The sequence below is a fragment of the Rahnella sp. BIGb0603 genome, from assembly GCF_024808755.1.
GTDB lineage: Bacteria > Pseudomonadota > Gammaproteobacteria > Enterobacterales > Enterobacteriaceae > Rahnella > Rahnella contaminans.
Map to the genome: position 1 here is coordinate 743,211 of NZ_JANUEX010000001.1, position 17,415 is coordinate 760,625.

Consider the following 17,415-nt stretch of genomic DNA (forward strand, 5'->3'; position numbering starts at 1 on the left):
CGGTAAAACGGTTTTCCATACTAAAACAGTTCGTTGGTTGAGCGTTTGGCTCTTCAAGGAACCTTCAGAAATCCGCCAGATGCGTGACTGATTTTTGAAGTTGCCCTGCTTCTTTATCCCTTTTTTCCATCCCCCTGATTTTTACCCGGCTATCTTACTCCTGTCAGGCGCAACTTTGTTGCACTTGTTGCTACTTTGTTATTAAAAAATTACTTATTTGCTATCAAAGCCTCAGTTACGGCATTTGTAACTAAAGAAAGCGAAACCAAAAGCGGGTAAATAACAGCGGGAACCTGAGTTCCCGCTGATGGCATCACCTTATGAACTCAGGCGCCCCGCTGTAGCAGCATCGATTTGATATGGCCGATCGCTTTCGTCGGGTTCAAACCTTTAGGGCACACACTCACACAGTTCATGATGCTGTGGCAGCGGAATACGCTGAAAGCATCGTTCAGATCGTCGAGGCGCGGTTGCGTTTCGGTATCGCGGCTGTCGATGAGGAAACGGTAAGCGGCCAGAAGGCCAGCCGGACCGACAAATTTGTCCGGATTCCACCAGAACGAAGGACAGGAGGTTGAGCAGCAGGCGCAGAGAATACATTCGTATAATCCGTCGAGCTTTTCACGGTCATCCGGCATCTGCAAATGCTCACGCGCCGGAGGATTTTTCCCATCATTCAACAGGTAAGGCTTAATCTTCTCATACTGCTTATAGAATTGTCCCATGTCCACAACAAGGTCACGCACAACAGGCAACCCAGGCAACGGACGGATAACAATTTTCTTGTTGCCATTACGCAGCGTCGAAACCGGCGTGATACACGCCAGACCGTTTTTACCGTTCATGTTCACGCCGTCAGACCCGCAAACACCTTCACGGCATGAGCGGCGGAAAGCCAGCGTCGGATCCTGTTCTTTCAGCAAAATCAGCGCGTCGAGCAACATCATATCGCGCCCTTCTTTGGCTTCCAGCACGTAATCCTTCATGTACGGAACATCATCGACGTCCGGGTTGTAGCGATAAATCGAAAATTCAATTTTCATAATCTGTTTCCGCTCCGCCCTAGTAAGTACGCGCTTTCGGCGGGAACGCCGCGCGAAGCTTAGGCTGCATGTTCACCTCACGGCGGGTCATGCTTTCTGTTTCCGGCTGATACAGCGTATGGCACAGCCAGTTCGCATCATCACGTTCAGGGAAGTCGAAGCGGCTGTGAGCGCCACGGCTTTCTGTACGGTAGTTTGCGGAGACAGCCGTTGAGAACGCAGTTTCCATCAGGTTATCCAGCTCCAGACACTCGACGCGCTGGGTGTTGAATTCTGAGGAGGTATCATCCAGACGCGCGCTTTTCAGGCGTTCACGGATTACTTTCAGCTCTTCCAGACCTTTCGCCATCGCATCCCCTTCGCGGAAGACCGAGAAGTTATTCTGCATGCACGATTGCAGGTCTTTACGGATAGCCACCGGATCTTCACCCGAACGGGTGTTGTTCCAGCGGTTCAGACGCTCGAGAGACACATCGATATCGTCCTGAGACGCATCGCGGCTTGCGCCCTGCTCCTGAATGGATTCCTGCAAGTGCATACCGGCTGCACGGCCAAAGACCACCAGATCGAGCAGTGAGTTACCGCCGAGACGGTTGGCACCGTGAACGGAAACGCAGGCAATTTCGCCGACCGCGAACAGGCCGGGGATCACTTCATCCTGACCCTGTGCGTTCACACGCAGCGCCTGACCAGTCACTTTGGTCGGAATGCCGCCCATCATATAGTGGCAAGTTGGGATAACAGGGATCGGCTCTTTAACCGGATCGACGTGCGCAAAGGTACGCGACAATTCCAGAATACCCGGCAGACGGGATTCCAGAACGTCTTTACCCAGATGATCGAGTTTCAGTTTGGCGTGCGGGCCCCACGGACCTTCGCAGCCACGGCCTTCACGGATTTCGATCATGATGGAACGCGCCACCACGTCACGACCCGCCAGGTCTTTGGCATTTGGCGCATAACGTTCCATGAAACGTTCGCCGTCTTTATTGAGCAGATAACCACCTTCACCACGGCAGCCTTCTGTTACCAGAACGCCGGCACCGGCAATGCCGGTCGGGTGGAACTGCCACATTTCCATATCCTGCACCGGCACACCTGCACGCAATGCCATGCCCACGCCGTCGCCGGTATTAATGTGCGCATTGGTGGTGGACTGATAAATACGGCCTGCACCGCCGGTTGCCAGCACGGTCGCTTTGGCTTTGAAGTAAACAACTTCACCGGTTTCGATACAAATTGCGGTACACCCGACGATCGCGCCGTCCTGGTTTTTCACTAAATCCAGTGAATACCATTCGGAGAAAATCGTGGTGTGGTTTTTCAGGTTTTGCTGATACAGCGTGTGCAGCAAGGCGTGACCGGTACGGTCGGCTGCTGCCGCGGTACGTGCCGCCTGCTCGCCGCCGAAGTTCTTCGACTGGCCGCCAAACGGACGCTGATAAATACGGCCATCATCAAGACGGGAGAAAGGCAATCCCATGTGTTCGAGTTCCAGAATCGCTTCCGGCCCGGTTTTACACATATATTCAATGGCGTCCTGATCACCGATGTAGTCGGAACCTTTTACGGTGTCGTACATATGCCATTCCCAGTCATCCTCATGCGTGTTACCCAGCGCAACGGTAATACCGCCCTGAGCAGACACCGTATGGGAGCGGGTCGGGAAGACTTTGGAAATCAGGGCGCAGGACAGGCCCTGTTGTGAAATCTGTAACGCGGCACGCATACCGGCGCCACCTGCACCGATAACGACAGCATCAAACTCTCTGACTGGCAGATTCATTTACTACGCTCCCCAAACAACAATTGTTCCGTAAAGTAGGTAAACCACTAACGTGACGACGATGGCCAGTTGCAGCACCAGTCGGACAGCCAGCGGTTTGACATAGTCCGTTAACACCTGCCACATGCCGATCCACGCATGAATCAAAATCGACAGCAATGCCAGCAGTGTGAATACTTTCGTGATGGAGGAAGAGAAGAAGCCATGCCAGACATCAAAAGTCAGTTCCTGAGCCAGAACCACAAAGCCCAGAATATAAAGGATGTACAAGGTGAGGATGATCGCGGAAGCACGCAGTAACAGCCAGTCGTGCACACCATTGCGTCCCAATGCAGAAACGTTGCTTACCATACGAGGACTCCAGCCAGAATTGACAGCACGACGGTCAGACCGATTGCCACCTGGGCAGAACGGGTACCGGCAGCCAAACTCTCTTCGATATAGCCAAAATCCATCAGCAAGTGGCGGACGCCACCGCAAACGTGATAGGCCAGCGCAGTGAGTATTCCCCAAAAGATGAATTTGACGAAGAAGCTATTCATGATGGCCGCAGCCTGTGCAAACCCTTCAGGAGAAGAGAGAGACAAACCTAACAGCCAGAGGAGGATACCGACGGCGACGAAGGTTATTACGCCAGAGACTCGGTGTAAGATGGACGCTATCGCAGTAACGGGAAACCGGATCGTTTGCAGATCCAGATTGACAGGTCTTTGTTTTTTCACGGTTTTGCCCACACAGCTCTTATTATTTTACTTCCTCCGGCCCGGAGCAGTATGTCAGACAGCATCTATCCTTCGTTCTTTGCGCCGCTGGTGCGTTGGCTGCGTTTACTCACCCTAATCACTGACTGGAGTCAGCTCATAGGGACTCGTTCGCTTGCCGCCTTCCCGCAACGCAAATGACCTGGATATATCAGAGCTAAAAGCTCAACTTCTCCCGCGCTCAAACAACGACATCCGATGTGCTTAAACGGCGCGATAGTCAATTTTCAAAGCCGTAACGTAAAGGCCAGGAAAATGATGCTGGGTGCTCCTACTTCGGATTGCCCGGAGACCTTGTAGGAGTATAGGTTGATCACATTCTTATTACAATTGCCCTACAAATGCTTTATTCACATTTCTTTTAAACAGTGAGTTAGCTCTCATTTTCCATAAAAGGCACAAAATAAATTATCTAGTTTGACATTTGATCAACATTTCCATTACATATGAGCTATCCCTAAAGGACTGTGATACTGAGCACATACCGGCTGACACCAACCGCACCAAAAAGGTGAAAGTCTCTGAAGAATCAGTGGATCACACAATCGTGATGCAGGGTCTTCCCTGTAGCCCCAAGTTATGCAAAAGTGGGGATTGTGTAAATCCTCATACTCTTCACAGGTACTGAGCGACAGAACAGTAATGATTTACCGAATCGTTAACAACGATGAAACGCCGCTTGTTGGTCACAGAGCAGTCTGAGACTGCAATTCGACTCAGCTCTACGTTCCCTCCCTATCCGATCGCAGAGTTAAGGCTGACAATAATAATGACCTTTCAAGGCGTCGCTTCCAGGCATTTCTGTTGTTACTGATTTTTAAAAATAAGGCGCTAAGGAGACTGTAAATGGCTGATAAGAAAGCGACACTTACCCTACAAGGTCACGACCCGATTGAACTGAGCGTGCTCACCGGCTCGCTGGGTCAGGATGAAATTGATATCCGTACCCTCGGTTCAAAAGGTCTTTTTACCTATGACCCCGGTTTCACCTCTACTGCATCCTGCGAATCCAAAATCACCTATATCGACGGTGACGAAGGTATTCTGTTACACCGCGGCTTCCCGATTGACCAGCTTGCGCAAGAGTCAACCTTCCTGGAAGTCAGCTACCTGCTGCTGAACGGCGAAGCGCCAACCCCGGAGCAGTTCGAAGAATTTAAAACTAATGTGACCCGTCACACTATGGTTCACGAGCAGATCACCCGCCTGTTCCACGGTTTCCGTCGTGACTCTCACCCGATGGCCGTACTGTGCGGCGTGACCGGCGCACTGGCGGCGTTTTATCACGACTCCATTGATGTCGAAAACGAACGTCACCGCGAAATTGCCGCTTACCGTCTGCTGTCCAAAATGCCGACCGTTGCCGCAATGTGTTACAAATATTCTATCGGCCAGCCGTTTGTGTATCCGCGCAACGACCTGTCTTATGCCGGTAACTTCCTGCACATGATGTTCTCCACGCCGTGTGAAGAATATAAAGTGAACCCGATTCTGGAACGCGCGATGGATCGTATTTTGATCCTGCATGCTGACCACGAGCAGAACGCGTCGACATCTACCGTGCGTACCGCCGGTTCTTCTGGCGCTAACCCGTTCGCCTGTATCGCAGCCGGTATCGCTTCCCTGTGGGGACCTGCGCACGGCGGCGCTAACGAAGCCGCGCTGAAAATGCTGGAAGAAATCAGCAGCGTGGATCACATCCCGGAATTCGTAAAACGTGCGAAAGACAAAAATGATTCTTTCCGCCTGATGGGCTTCGGTCACCGTGTTTACAAAAACTACGACCCGCGCGCCACAGTGATGCGTGAAACCTGTCATGAAGTGCTGAAAGAGCTGGATCTGAAAGACAACCTGCTGGAAGTAGCGATGGAGCTGGAACATATCGCGCTGAACGACCCGTACTTCATCGAGAAAAAACTGTATCCGAACGTCGATTTCTATTCAGGCATCATCCTGAAAGCCATGGGCATTCCGTCGTCCATGTTTACCGTGATCTTCGCGATGGCGCGTACCGTTGGCTGGATTGCTCACTGGAGCGAAATGCACCAGGACGGCATCAAAATCGCCCGTCCTCGTCAGCTTTACACCGGCTACGACAAACGCGATTTCCATTCTCAGCTGAAAAAATAAGTTCTAATTACTCAGACTTTAAAGGCTCCCGCGGGAGCCTTTTTCATTTCAACGTTTTCATCACACCTGACAAACCGGGCACCAGAAAAATGGCCGTGATGACACGCTGGATTTCGCTATCGGATCGCCGCAACGCTCGCAGGGTTTCCCCGTCCGCCCGAAAACTTTAAAACGAAACAGCGCACCGTGATGCACATTTTCATCCATTGTACCGCGCGTGGCGTAGGACAAACGCGCGACGGACAAACAGGCATCGGCCAGTGCATCCAGCTCTGCGTCATTCAGTTCATTCGGTTTATGGTCGGGCAGCAATTTTGCCAGCCACAGAATTTCCGCCCGCAGATAATTTCCTAATCCGGCCAGAAATGCCTGATCAAGCAACATCCCGCCGAGCTGACGGTTGCGGAATCTCGGCGAAAGTAACCGCTCACGAACCTGAGCGACGGTCAGGGTTTCATCCAGCACGTCCGGCCCGATACGTTGCAGGAACGGATGATTTTCAATTTCCGCCGTATCGTAAAGCCCGATCTCAGACGCGCTGTACAGCAAGATCGCCGCATCCGTGGTTTCGAGTTTTACCCGCAGCGAACGCTTGGTTTCCTTCGGGGTTTCACCGGCCTGAATAACCCGCCAGACGCCATAAAGCTGGTTGTGGCTGTAGAGCGTCAGGCCATTGGAAAAGTGCGTCAGCAACGCTTTTCCGCGGGTTTCAATCGCCGTAATTTTGGTACCACGTAATGCGGACTGGTAAGGCTTCAGATTAGGGAAAGCAAACCAGACATCCGTGAGCGGCTTGTTCACCACCGCAGCTGCCAGCAAATCGGCAGCGCGGCGGATTTCAGGACCTTCAGGCATCAGTGAGTCGCACCCTCGGCAATTTTCAAATCCTGCTCAGTATGCAGCGCGATAGCAATTGTCAGCTCAAGCGCATTCAGCACAGTGTGAACTGACATACTCGGCGCGCCCGGATGCTTCGCCGCCTGCTCCGGCAGATAAGGAATATGGATAAAACCGCCCTTCACCACTTTGCACGACGGCTGGGCAAGACGATGCAGCAGGCCATACATAATGTGATTACACACATAGGTGCCCGCCGTTTGCGAGACAGAAGCCGGAATACCGGATTCGCGTAACCCGCTCACAATGGTTTTGATCGGCAAGGTGGAGAAATACGCGGCAGGGCCGTCGGCGACAATCGTCTCATCCACCGGCTGATTGTTATCGTTATCAGGGATACGCGCATCGTTGATGTTTATCGCCACGCGTTCGATGCTGAAATCACTGCGACCGCCCGCCTGCCCGACGCAAATCACCATTTCAGGCTGCACTTCATCAATAGCGACATTCAGCGCGTCGATAGCTTTGCCAAACACGCACGGCAACTGGCGAACCACAATTTTCGCCCCGGACAACTCCAGATCGCCCAACTGCTTCACCACTTCCCAGGACGGATTAATTTTTTCACCATCAAACGGCTCAATACCGGTGACTAAGACTTTACGCATAGGTATTCCCCTGATTTTGCTGAAGTCAGCCTGCGCTGACCTGAATATCCCGCTCACCAAACGCTTCGCGCAGACGGCGCGCAAAGGTCAGTGCATGCTCACCATCACCATGAAGACAAACGGTGTCGGCCTGCACCGGCACCCAGACGCCTCCGCGGCTGAGTACTTTCTGTTCCCGCACCATCGCCAGCGTCTGATCCAGCGCCAGTTCATCGCTCTCAATCATCGCATCCGGCTGGCTGCGCGGCACCAGCGTGCCGTTACTCTGATAACGCCGGTCGGCAAACACTTCCTGCCGCGTTTGCAGCCCGAGACGTTCACCGGCCCGGATAAGTTCGCTTCCCGCCAGCCCGACTAAACGAAGGGTCGGGTCAACGTCATACACTGCGCGGGCAATGGCATCCGCCAGCAGCGCGTCGGTTGCCGCCTGGTTGTACAACATGCCGTGCGGTTTTACATGCACCATTTTGCCGCCTTCGGCGCGGGTGATCGCAGCGAGTGCGCCGAGCTGATACACCACCTGCGCATACACAGTTTCCGGCGGAAGTTGCATGGCCGTCCGGCCAAAGTTCTCGCGATCCGGAAAGCTCGGATGCGCGCCAATCGCCACGCCGTATTTCAGCGCCCAGCGCACGGACTGCTGCATGGTTTGCGCGTCTCCGGCATGAAAACCGCAGGCGATATTCGCCGAACTGACGAGCTGTAGAAGCGCCTCGTCGTTGGCGCAGCCTTCACCCAGATCGGCATTCAGATCAACGACCATGCAGCCCCCGTTTCACCTGTTCAATAAATAATGTCTGTTCACGCAGCGCTTTCTGCGCTTCTTCCGGCGTGCATTTTACAAAGTGAATTGGCTCGCCAAGGCGGATTTGCGCCAGATTGTACAAATCGGCTTCGATTACACAGGCAATGCGCGGATAACCCCCGGTGGTCTGCGCATCGGCCATCAGCACAATCGGCTGACCACCGTGCGGAACCTGCACCACGCCGGGAAGCAGCCCGTGGGAAAGCAGCTCGCGGTCGGTTTCGCGTTTCAGCACATGCCCGTGAAGACGATATCCCATGCGGTTACTTTGCGGGCTGAGCTGCCAGGCGGCGCGCCAGAACTCTTCGCGCGACTTAGCGCTGAACTCCTGATATTCCGGCCCCGGCAAGGCACGAATGCGGTTGCCAAACAGCAGTTGTTTAATGCCGCCGGAATGCTTCGGCTGCCGGTATGAGTCGCCGGTGGGCAGTTGATCGCCGTCCTGCAACTGACGCCCCTCAAAACCGCCAAATCTGGCTTTCAGATCCGTACTGCGTGACCCCATGATTTCCGGCACATCAATACCACCGGAAATCGCCAGATAGCTGCGCATCCCGCGCGCGGGCATTTTCATGGTCAGAATCTGACCCGGCTTCACCGGATAGTTCCAGCCGGTCCAGATTTCTTTGCCGTCGAGCTGCGCATGGCAACCTGCGCCGGTCAGCGCAATCCACCCTTCGCGGTGAAACTCCGCGCTGAACTGGCCCAGCGTGATTTCCAGACCGGCGGCATTTTCGTCATTGCCGACCAGCAGATTGGCAATCCGCAACGCCGGTGTATCCAGCGCACCGGACTGGCTGACGCCCTGCCTGCGATAACCATTGCGCCCCAAATCCTGAACGGTGGTAAACATCCCTGCGCGTAAAACCTTCAACATACGCCCTCCTTTTGTGGCACGAACCGTACGCTGTCACCCGGCAGGAGCAATGTCGGAATTTCACGCAGCGGATCAAACATCACCAGCGGCGTTTGCCCGATCAGCTGCCAGCCACCCGGCGTAGCGAGCGGATAAATGCCGGTCTGGCTGCCGCCGATCCCGACCGAGCCTGCGGGTACAGAAAGACGCGGTTCGCCGTGGCGTGGTGTGGCGAGTTTCTCGGACATACCGCCCAGATACGGGAACCCGGGCTGGAACCCCAGAAAATAGACGGTGTAATCAATGCCGGAATGCAGTGCCACAACGTCGCTCTCAGACATACCGGTGTGGCGCGCGACATTCCCGAGATCCGGCCCGTGCCCGCCGCCGTAAATCACAGGGATCTCAATTAAACGCGATTCAGGCACGATGGCCTCGCTCTCTTCCCACCAGGTTTGCAGGCGCTCAATCGCGTCCAGCGCAGAACTCTGGGCATCGGTCAGAAGAACGGTCAAATTATTCATGCCAGGAATGACTTCACGTACGCCGGGATAGGCAGCACGATCCTGCAAACGCTGGGTCAGCCCCCAGATCCGTTGCTGGCTTGCCAGCGACACCGGCGGTTCCAGTTCCAGCACTACTGCGCGTTCACCCAGCAGATAACATCGTGCTCGTTGCACTCAGGCACTCCTTAAAGAAAGGTTGTGGATCATCAGGTTATTCAGCAACTCAATGAATCGAAACTTACTCTCTGTTATGCGTGAAACTGACCGGACATGTCAACCTGTCCGCCCGTGCTTTCCCGGCTTCAGGGTTTCCCCCGCCGCCTTCAACTGCTACTCTCAGAAATGTTGCTGTTTTTTTTAGCGTTTGGATAACGCTTTCGCCACAAATGAAAGGGAGACGTCGTGAAAAAGCCACTGGCCTTATTTTTTCCGCTCTACACCACCACATTACTGATGCTGTTGGGTTCCGGCCTGCTCACTACCTACATTTCCCTGCGCCTGTCGGCGATTAACGTCAGCGGCGCGATGATCGGTGCCATCATTGCGGCGAACTACATCGGGCTGGTGATCGGCGGCAAAGTCGGCCATATCCTGATCGCCCGCGTCGGGCACATCCGCGCCTACGTATCCTGTTCCGGGATTATCACCGCCGCCGTACTCGGTCACGGCCTGACCGACATTATCCCGGTCTGGGTGGTGCTGCGCCTGATCATCGGTCTGTGCATGATGGTGCAATATATGGTGCTGGAAAGCTGGCTCAACGATCAGGCCGAAGCGAACCAGCGCGGCGTGGTCTTCGGCTTTTATATGGTGGCGTCGTATCTCGGGATGTCGCTCGGTCAGGTCGTTCTGATGCTCAACAGCGATTTAGGCGTCAGCACACTGATCGTTATCGCGCTGTGTTTTGCGCTGTGTCTGGTGCCGATTGCATTAACCACGCGCACCAACGTCGGCCATATGTCTCCCGCGCCGATGGAGCTGAAATTCTTCATCCGTGCCATTCCCAAAGTACTGGCGATCACGTTGGTCATCGGCATGGTGGTCGGTTCGTTCTACGGTATGGCACCGATTTACACCAGTCAGCAATCGCTCACTACGCAGCAAACCGGTCTGTTTATGGCGCTGGCGATTTTCGCCGGGCTGCTGGCCCAGTTCCCGCTGAGCTGGCTGTCTGACCGCTATAACCGCAACATGCTGATGCGGATTAACGCCATTTTGCTGGCGCTGACGGCGCTGCCCCTGGCGCTGTTCAGCCATATCTCTTTCCCGCTGCTGCTCGGCATCGGTTTTATCGTCAGCCTGATGCAGTTCACGCTCTATCCGCTGGTGGTCGCGCTGGCGAATGACATGATTGAGCCGGAGCGGCGCGTTTCGCTTTCCGCCTGTTTGCTGATGGCATTTGGCGTCGGTGCCTGTATCGGGCCGTTAGCCGTTGGCGCGCTGATCCAGCCGCTGGGCGGCAATATTCTGTATGCCTTTTTCGCACTGTGCGGCGCAGGCATTGTGGCGTTAAGCCGTACATCCAAGAAAGAAGAAGAAACGCAAATGGCGGTCGATGCACCCGTTCCGCACATCGCCATGCCGGACAGCCTGAGCAGTTCACCGCTGTCACCGGCGCTGAATCCGGCCTTTGATGAACAGATGATTCAGGACACCATGCCCGCCCCCGAAAACGTGGTTGAACCGGTTATCGGAGAGACAGACGAAGAGCCCGTCGAGGAAGAAGAGGAAAGCAAATATCCACCGCAGGGTGCAGACCCTGAAGTGGATACCGGATTACAGCGGGCATTTACGCTGCTGGAAGACAGCGTTTCAGAAAATAGTATTGCCGAAGAAACAACCGAAAAGAAAAATTAAGCCGGGTTATCGATGTCGATAAACATCACATCTAACCCGTGCTCATTTTGCAGCCATTCGCCCAGCGCTTTCACGCCGTAACGTTCTGTGGCGTGATGGCCAGCAGCGAAGAAATGCAGCCCCATCTCGCGTGCGATGTGAATGGTTTGCTCAGAAACCTCACCGCTGATAAACGCATCCACGCCAAATTCTGCCGCTTTCTGAATATAGCCCTGACCACCGCCTGAACACCACGCCACACGACGGATTTCCGCCGGTGCATTTTGCGCACTGTGCAGAACGCTGCGATCCAGAATTCTTTCGATGCGCTGACGGAATTCGTTGCCGCTAAGCGGCGTATCGAGCTCGCCATACGGCAGCAGCAACGCGATTTCACCCTGTACGGTAATGCCAAACAGTTTCGCCAGCTGCGAGTTATTGCCCAGCTCCGCGTGACCGTCGAGCGGCAAATGATAGGCGTACATATTGGTGTCAGTCGCCAGCAACGTTTTAAGACGGTTGCGTTTCATGCCGCGAATTTCAACCGGTTCGTCTTTCCAGAAATAACCGTGGTGAACCAGAATCGCATCGGCTTCAACAGCGATGGCGGCATCCAGCAGATCCTGAGAAGCCGTCACGCCGGTCACGATGCGCTGCACATTACTGCGGCCTTCGACCTGCAAACCGTTCGGCGCATAATCTTTGTAGTTGCTGATATCCAGTTTCTGGTTAATCAGCTTTTCAAGCTGGAAATTGTTCATGGAGTTTCACTTATCTGTCATGGCGAATGCAGCAGATAATATACGACAACGCCAGTCCTGCTCAAAATCAATGACGGGAACTGCCGGATTGTTATTCTGGTTTCCTCACTTTTCAACGGACTGAAGAAGATGCAGGAAAATGATTGCGACGTCATTATCGTCGGCGGCGGAATAGCCGGTTGCACCAGTGCATTGCTGTTAGCCCGCGCGGGCCTTAGCGTTATTTTGCTGGAAAGAGGCGCACAGGCGGGAAGCAAAAACAGTTCAGGCGGACGCATTTATACGCATACCCTTTCACAAATCCTGCCCGATTTCGCGCAAAGCGCCCCGCTTGAACGCCGCGTAACGCAGGAAAGGCTCTCAATGCTGACAGGCGACAGCATGACAACGTTGGATCACCGGCAGACTGCTGACGCCGCATGCTCATGGACCGTATTGCGTGCGCGGTTTGATCCCTGGCTGATGGAACAGGCGCAGCTCGCCGGTGCGCAGTGCATTACGGATACGCAGGTCGAAGGGTTGATGAAGCAAGGCAACCGCGTGACCGGCGTCAGAATCGGCGATGACCTGCTGACTGCGCGCGCCGTTATTCTGGCGGAAGGTGCGAATTCGCTTCTGGCGCAACGGTGTCTCGCCTCGCCAAAACCCTCTGCGGAAAACATGGCAACGGGCGTAAAAGAGGTGCTCGCGCTGCCGCGTGAAAAGCTGGAAGAACGTTTCGGGCTGGAAGGCGATCAGGGCTGCGCATGGCTGTTTTCGGGGCAGCCGACCGCCGGAAAAGTCGGTGGCGGTTTTCTGTATACCCATCGAGACACCCTCTCGCTCGGCGTGGTCTGCAACCTTTCTCAGCTCAGCGATAGCGCGCGCAGCCTGCCGCAGATGCTCGATGACTTCAAACAACATCCCGCCCTGCGCCCGTTGCTTAAACAGGCTGAAGTCATGGAATACAGCGCGCACATGATCCCCGAAGGCGGGCTGAATGCCCTCGCACCGCTGTCAGGCGATGGCTGGCTGGTTGCCGGTGACTGCGCCGGTTTTTGTCTGAATGCCGGGCACACGGTTCGCGGAATGGATCTGGCGATGATGTCTGCGCAGGCTGCGGCCGTAACGCTGATTCATGCGCACCGGAAAAGCGATTTCAGCGCCGCCTCACTTTCCCTATACCGCGAGCATTTGCAGCGCAGCACGCTGTGGCCGCTGATGACGCAATACCGCCATTTGCCCGCCGATTTACTCCGATCGCCGCAGGCTTTCAGCCGCTATCCGCAACTTTCCGCTGATATGCTGCACAGTCTTTTTCACGTCGGCGAACAACCGTCCGTGCCGCTTCGCCGTTTACTCTGGCGTCATGCCCGCCGTGCCGGGTTGTGGCAGTTACTGAAAGACCTGCGTAAAGGAGCGCGTAGCCTGTGAACCTGAATGACAAACTCGCCAAAAATTACTATCAGCCGGAAAATACCGCCCACATCGTGGTGGCCGGCAACGCGCAGCAAAGTGCGCTGAAGATCCTGCTGAATGCCTGCCCGGCCGGGCTTTACCGGATGAACGAAACCGGAGAAATCACCTTTGATCCGAACGGCTGTCTTGAATGCGGCACCTGCCGCATTGTCTGCCACGACGAGGCGTTTTCCCTCTGGCGTTATCCGGCTGCCGGTTGCGGTGTGACATTTCGTTTCGGGTAAAACTCTGGGAGGTGGCGCGGGGTTGTAAACACGGAAAGCTGCTATGTTTTCAGTTGCATAACATTACATTTCAACGGAGCTTCTCCTGTGTCTATTTTGCAATTATTGAATCAACACCCGGTCATCGCCGCAGTGAAAGACACTGAAAGCCTGAACGCTGCCCTGCTGTCGGACTGCAAGATAATCTCAGTGCTGTACGGGAATATCTGCAATATCGGCGCGATTGTTCAGCGGATCAAAAAGGCTGAAAAATACGCGTTTATCCATGTCGATCTGCTGGACGGCACGTCCAATAAAGAGATCGTGATTAATTTTCTGAAAATCGTCACCACGGCAGATGGCATCATCAGCACCAAAGCCTCGATGATCAAAGCCGCGAAAGCGCAGGGATTTTTTGGTATTCACCGGATGTTTCTGCTCGACTCGATTTCATTTCACAACATCGATAAACAGGTGGCGCAGTCGAACCCGGATTGTGTGGAAATCTTGCCGGGCTGCATGCCGAAAGTGCTGGGCTGGGTATCGGAGAAAATCGATCTGCCGATTATTGCCGGCGGGCTGGTATGTGATTTAGAAGATGCTACCAGCGCGCTGAACGCCGGTGCCGTGGCCGTTTCCACCACCAACACCGGCGTCTGGCAGCTGAAATTCTAAACGCTGGTGCAGGAATAACACGCGGCGAGCGCGGACAAAACATCATCCAGATCGTCCACAATGCCGACGTCCGCCTGCGCAAAAATCGCGGCATGCGGGTCGGTATTGATTGCCACGATAAACTCACTGCGATCAATGCCTGCCATCAACGCCGCGGCACCTGACGCTCCGGCCACGATGCACACGTCGGGCGCTGCGACCACGCCGGAAATCCCCACCATCCGCGACATCTCACACCAGGCATTCATCGCCACAGGACGGCTGCATCCCGGCTCTGCGTGGATTTGCCGGGCGAATGCCTCCAGCCGCCGCACTTGTTCCGCGCTGCCTGCTCCCTGCCCGATCACCAGAACGGCGGAGGCATAATGCAAACCGTTATCCGGCAGTTGCGGTTCCTGCTGAAAATCCACCAGCCAGCCAGCTGGCGCAGACGGCGCTGAAAAATCCGTTTCCTGGGCGTGAACTGGCGTGGTTCGCGCGGGTTTCCCGCCCGTTGCCGCCACCGAAATACACAGCGAAGAACCGTTCAGCGTTCGCGTCGCCCACATCCGGCTGCCGTACGCGGGCCTGACCACACGCCAGTGCGTATCACTTCTTTCGGCTTTAACGACGCCGGTTCCACTGACACAACCGATCCGGTACGCCAGCCGTGTGGCCAGTTCGTCCGCCGCTTCACCGCTTGCGCACAGTAAAAGTTTTGCCGGACGCTGATCAAACAAAGCCGTCAGTGCCTCTAGCGCCGGTTCTGCCAGGCCGTTTTCGGGAAGCGAAATCCAGACGATATGCCGCACATCGCAGGCCATTTGCGGTAAGACATCCGGCTTATCTGCGTCATACAACAACCACATCTCGGCGGAACCGGATAACATCGGATTCGCGCGGAGAAAATCATTTTGCATCTGCGCCTGCGACAAAAATCCCCGCTGGCGGCAGTCAAGAATAATAGCGATGTTCATCGGTTTCCCCGCGATTTCAGGTAACCGGTATACAGCGTCAGGGCTTTGTCCGCCGGGCTGCCGCCTTCGATGATCATTGCGCCGCGTCGCGCATTTCTCAGAGCCAGCGTAACGACCGGCACCGGCGGTAATTTCGCGAGCGATTCTGCCCGCAGGACATCAAGAGGTTTGCGCGCCGCCGCCAGTTTTTGTTTCAGCGTCGGAATACGCAACAGGCGATCCTGCGCAGCCTGCCCGGCGACCAGCACTACCGGCAGCCGCACAGTGAGTGTCTGCACCGCTTCCGGCGTTTTCCTGACGACGCGCAACAACGTTGGGTCTTCAGCGCGCCTGATATCGCAAACCTGCGTGATACACGGCCAGCCCAGCATTTCCGCCAGCAGCGGCCCGGTTTGCCGGTTCTGCCCTTCACTGCTCTGCGGGCCTAAAATAATCACCCCGGTTTTATCGTCCTGATGATGGAAACCGGCAATCAGCACAGCGATGGCTTCGGGATGAAAACGCAGATCCTCAGCCCCTGCGTCAATGCGCACCGCGCGCTGAAAATCCAGCGCCAGCAACGTTTTCAGCACCGGTGTGGTCTGTTCGCCGCCGACGGTGAGCAATGTCAGGCTGGCGTCGGTGAGGCTCAGGGCCATGTCTGCCGCGCTCTGGTCAAATCCGCTCAGCTGCCGGCGGGCGAAATCATAGGAAATGCCCTTTTGCTCAGCCGCCTGCCAGTCGCTGGCCGAAAGCATCGATAAATCCGGTTCCACTTTTACGCACACAACAATATTCACAGGCCATTTCCTTGTTTCGCCACGGTAAGCGGTGAAGACGCGCCGACCAGCGTCATTCCTTTAGTTTCCGGTGCCCAGAGAATCGAAATGACCGCGCCCAGCAGCAATATTCCCGCCAGCAGCAGCGTGGTGTTTTGGATCCCCAGCGTCAGCACGGAAACCGGCAGTAAACCGGTGCCGATAGCCGAACCGAAACGGCTCATCGACGTCGCAAATCCGACGCCCAGCGAGCGGATATCGGTGGGGAAACTCTCAGCCGGAAACACGCCGACCAGATTGCTGACCGCTGAAATAGCCAGTGTGAACAGGGCAAACAGAAAGAGCGTTAATCCGGCATAGCCTTCAGGAAGTACGCTCATCACAGCGAGACAAAACGTCAGCAAAAGGAACGAGCCAATCAGAAAGCCGCGTCGGGAGCAGGTCACCGTCAGGCCGATTCCGGCCAGCGAGCCCGCCACCAGCAAGGTATTGAGAAGCAAATCAGTGCTCAGGCCGGGCGTCAGGCCAATGAGGGCGATAATGGCGGGCAAAAATGTATAAATCGCAAAATACGGCACCACCAGACAGACAAAGAACAGGCTGTTAAACGCCGTCCGCCGCCAGTATCTGGCCGAAAAAAGGGTTTTAAGATGATGCGAAGTCGCCACGGCGATCTCATCGTTAAGCGTGACGTTCGGGCCAAAACAGCGCAGCACCACGCGATGCGCCGCTGCGAATTGCCCTTTTTGCATCAGCCAGCGCGGAGATTCCGGCGTGCCGATGCGCAGCAACATAATCAGAACCGCCGGGATCGCCGATGAGGCCAGAAGCCAGCGCCAGGCGTCCGGGCCGAAATCGGCCATCAGATGGCCGGTCAGCGTGGCGCTGACGTAGCCGAGCGTCCATATCACGCTGAAAGAACCGAGCAAAATGCCCCGGTGTTTACGCGGGGAAAACTCCGCCAGCATGGTGTGCCCGACGGAATAATCACCGCCCAGCCCGATACCCACCAGCACGCGCAGCCAGAACAACTGTTCCGGCGTCTGGGCAAAAAACTGACCAACAGAGGCCAGCGTGATGATGATAAAGCTGTAATTAAAGATTTTCTGGCGGCCAATATGATCGGATAACCATCCCAGAAACAGGCTGCCGATAAACAGGCCAAACAGCGCGGAACTGCCGATCAGCCCCTGCCAGAACGGCGTCAGCTGCATTTGCGGCGTGAGCTGAACCAGTGCAAAACCAATCATGCCGAGCACATAACCGTCTGTCAGATGCGCGCCGAACGTCAGCCCGGCCATTTTGATGTGAAAGGCGTTGAGCGGAATGTCATCCATACTGACCTGAACCGTTTTATCTGCGGCCATGTTTCGCTC

Annotated in this window: 18 protein-coding genes; 5 read left to right on the forward strand and 13 right to left on the reverse strand. The window is 55.2% G+C overall.

Annotated features, from left to right (window positions below; all coding sequences use genetic code 11):
* Nucleotides 1-326: 326 nt before the first annotated feature.
* Genes M2403_RS03540 through sdhC form a run of 4 tightly spaced genes read right to left on the reverse strand, consistent with a single transcriptional unit; the run spans nucleotide 327 to nucleotide 3,563 of the window.
* On the reverse strand, nucleotides 327-1,043 hold the full coding sequence (locus M2403_RS03540) for a succinate dehydrogenase iron-sulfur subunit (RefSeq protein ID WP_152326492.1): 717 nt from the start codon (nucleotides 1,041-1,043) through the stop codon (nucleotides 327-329).
* A 19-nt stretch (nucleotides 1,044-1,062) separates the two neighbouring features.
* Nucleotides 1,063-2,829: a succinate dehydrogenase flavoprotein subunit gene (gene sdhA, locus M2403_RS03545; RefSeq protein WP_152326491.1), complete on the reverse strand. Its 1,767-nt coding sequence runs from the start codon at nucleotides 2,827-2,829 to the stop codon at nucleotides 1,063-1,065.
* 3 nt (nucleotides 2,830-2,832) lie between these two features.
* Nucleotides 2,833-3,180 (reverse strand): succinate dehydrogenase membrane anchor subunit, encoded by a 348-nt coding sequence (gene sdhD / locus M2403_RS03550; RefSeq protein ID WP_152326490.1) that lies wholly within the window; start codon nucleotides 3,178-3,180, stop codon nucleotides 2,833-2,835.
* Nucleotides 3,174-3,563 (reverse strand): succinate dehydrogenase cytochrome b556 subunit, encoded by a 390-nt coding sequence (gene sdhC, locus M2403_RS03555; RefSeq protein ID WP_104922897.1) that lies wholly within the window; start codon nucleotides 3,561-3,563, stop codon nucleotides 3,174-3,176. The genes sdhD and sdhC overlap by 7 nt, the downstream gene beginning before the upstream one ends.
* Before the next feature lie 873 nt (nucleotides 3,564-4,436).
* Here sdhC and M2403_RS03560 point away from each other — a divergent pair.
* Nucleotides 4,437-5,720, forward strand: coding sequence for a citrate synthase (locus M2403_RS03560; protein ID WP_152326489.1), 1,284 nt, complete (start codon nucleotides 4,437-4,439; stop codon nucleotides 5,718-5,720).
* Between the two features lie 60 nt (nucleotides 5,721-5,780).
* Here M2403_RS03560 and nei read toward each other — a convergent pair whose 3' ends face one another.
* Genes nei through pxpB form a run of 5 tightly spaced genes read right to left on the reverse strand, consistent with a single transcriptional unit; the run spans nucleotide 5,781 to nucleotide 9,566 of the window.
* A complete protein-coding gene (gene nei, locus M2403_RS03565; protein ID WP_152326488.1) occupies nucleotides 5,781-6,575 on the reverse strand; it encodes an endonuclease VIII in 795 nt (264 codons plus the stop codon).
* Nucleotides 6,575-7,225, reverse strand: a complete 651-nt coding sequence (pcp, locus tag M2403_RS03570; RefSeq protein ID WP_152326487.1) for a pyroglutamyl-peptidase I — start codon at nucleotides 7,223-7,225, stop codon at nucleotides 6,575-6,577. Before pcp ends, nei begins: the two co-directional genes overlap by 1 nt.
* 25 nt (nucleotides 7,226-7,250) lie before the next feature.
* Nucleotides 7,251-7,988, reverse strand: a complete 738-nt coding sequence (pxpA, locus tag M2403_RS03575) for a 5-oxoprolinase subunit PxpA (protein ID WP_152326486.1) — start codon at nucleotides 7,986-7,988, stop codon at nucleotides 7,251-7,253.
* Complete coding sequence (gene pxpC / locus M2403_RS03580; RefSeq protein ID WP_152326485.1) at nucleotides 7,978-8,907, reverse strand: 5-oxoprolinase subunit PxpC; 930 nt, start codon at nucleotides 8,905-8,907, stop codon at nucleotides 7,978-7,980. The genes pxpA and pxpC overlap by 11 nt, the downstream gene beginning before the upstream one ends.
* The gene (gene pxpB, locus M2403_RS03585; protein ID WP_152326484.1) at nucleotides 8,901-9,566 is read right to left on the reverse strand and encodes a 5-oxoprolinase subunit PxpB; all 666 of its coding nucleotides are present in this window, start codon (nucleotides 9,564-9,566) and stop codon (nucleotides 8,901-8,903) included. The genes pxpC and pxpB overlap by 7 nt, the downstream gene beginning before the upstream one ends.
* A 228-nt stretch (nucleotides 9,567-9,794) precedes the next feature.
* Here pxpB and M2403_RS03590 point away from each other — a divergent pair, with 228 nt between their 5' ends.
* The gene (locus M2403_RS03590) at nucleotides 9,795-11,249 is read left to right on the forward strand and encodes an MFS transporter (protein ID WP_152326483.1); all 1,455 of its coding nucleotides are present in this window, start codon (nucleotides 9,795-9,797) and stop codon (nucleotides 11,247-11,249) included.
* On the opposite strand, the gene M2403_RS03595 is transcribed toward M2403_RS03590, so the two are convergent.
* Complete coding sequence (locus M2403_RS03595) at nucleotides 11,246-11,989, reverse strand: type 2 GTP cyclohydrolase I (protein ID WP_259228564.1); 744 nt, start codon at nucleotides 11,987-11,989, stop codon at nucleotides 11,246-11,248. The two genes, M2403_RS03590 and M2403_RS03595, sit on opposite strands and share 4 nt — an antisense overlap.
* 120 nt (nucleotides 11,990-12,109) lie before the next feature.
* Between M2403_RS03595 and M2403_RS03600 the strand changes: the two genes are divergently transcribed.
* The 3 genes from M2403_RS03600 (at nucleotide 12,110) to M2403_RS03610 (ending at nucleotide 14,325) form a co-directional block, all read left to right on the forward strand.
* Entirely contained in the window at nucleotides 12,110-13,402 is a 1,293-nt protein-coding gene (locus M2403_RS03600) for an FAD-dependent oxidoreductase (protein WP_405047809.1), read from the forward strand.
* Entirely contained in the window at nucleotides 13,399-13,671 is a 273-nt protein-coding gene (locus M2403_RS03605; protein ID WP_165059458.1) for a ferredoxin family protein, read from the forward strand. Before M2403_RS03600 ends, M2403_RS03605 begins: the two co-directional genes overlap by 4 nt.
* Before the next feature lie 87 nt (nucleotides 13,672-13,758).
* On the forward strand, nucleotides 13,759-14,325 hold the full coding sequence (locus M2403_RS03610; RefSeq protein ID WP_101075745.1) for a glycerol-3-phosphate responsive antiterminator: 567 nt from the start codon (nucleotides 13,759-13,761) through the stop codon (nucleotides 14,323-14,325).
* Here the strand turns inward: M2403_RS03610 and M2403_RS03615 are convergent.
* From M2403_RS03615 to M2403_RS03625, 3 genes are read right to left on the reverse strand one after another with little or no spacing between them, the layout of a single operon-like run.
* A complete protein-coding gene (locus M2403_RS03615) occupies nucleotides 14,322-15,281 on the reverse strand; it encodes an electron transfer flavoprotein subunit alpha/FixB family protein (protein ID WP_259228565.1) in 960 nt (319 codons plus the stop codon). The two genes, M2403_RS03610 and M2403_RS03615, sit on opposite strands and share 4 nt — an antisense overlap.
* Entirely contained in the window at nucleotides 15,278-16,060 is a 783-nt protein-coding gene (locus M2403_RS03620; protein ID WP_259228566.1) for a hypothetical protein, read from the reverse strand. The genes M2403_RS03615 and M2403_RS03620 overlap by 4 nt, the downstream gene beginning before the upstream one ends.
* Nucleotides 16,057-17,406 carry an MFS transporter gene (locus M2403_RS03625; RefSeq protein ID WP_165059453.1) on the reverse strand — a complete coding sequence of 450 codons (1,350 nt, stop codon included), beginning with the start codon at nucleotides 17,404-17,406 and terminating at the stop codon, nucleotides 16,057-16,059. The genes M2403_RS03620 and M2403_RS03625 overlap by 4 nt, the downstream gene beginning before the upstream one ends.
* Between the last annotated feature and the right edge of the window lie 9 nt (nucleotides 17,407-17,415).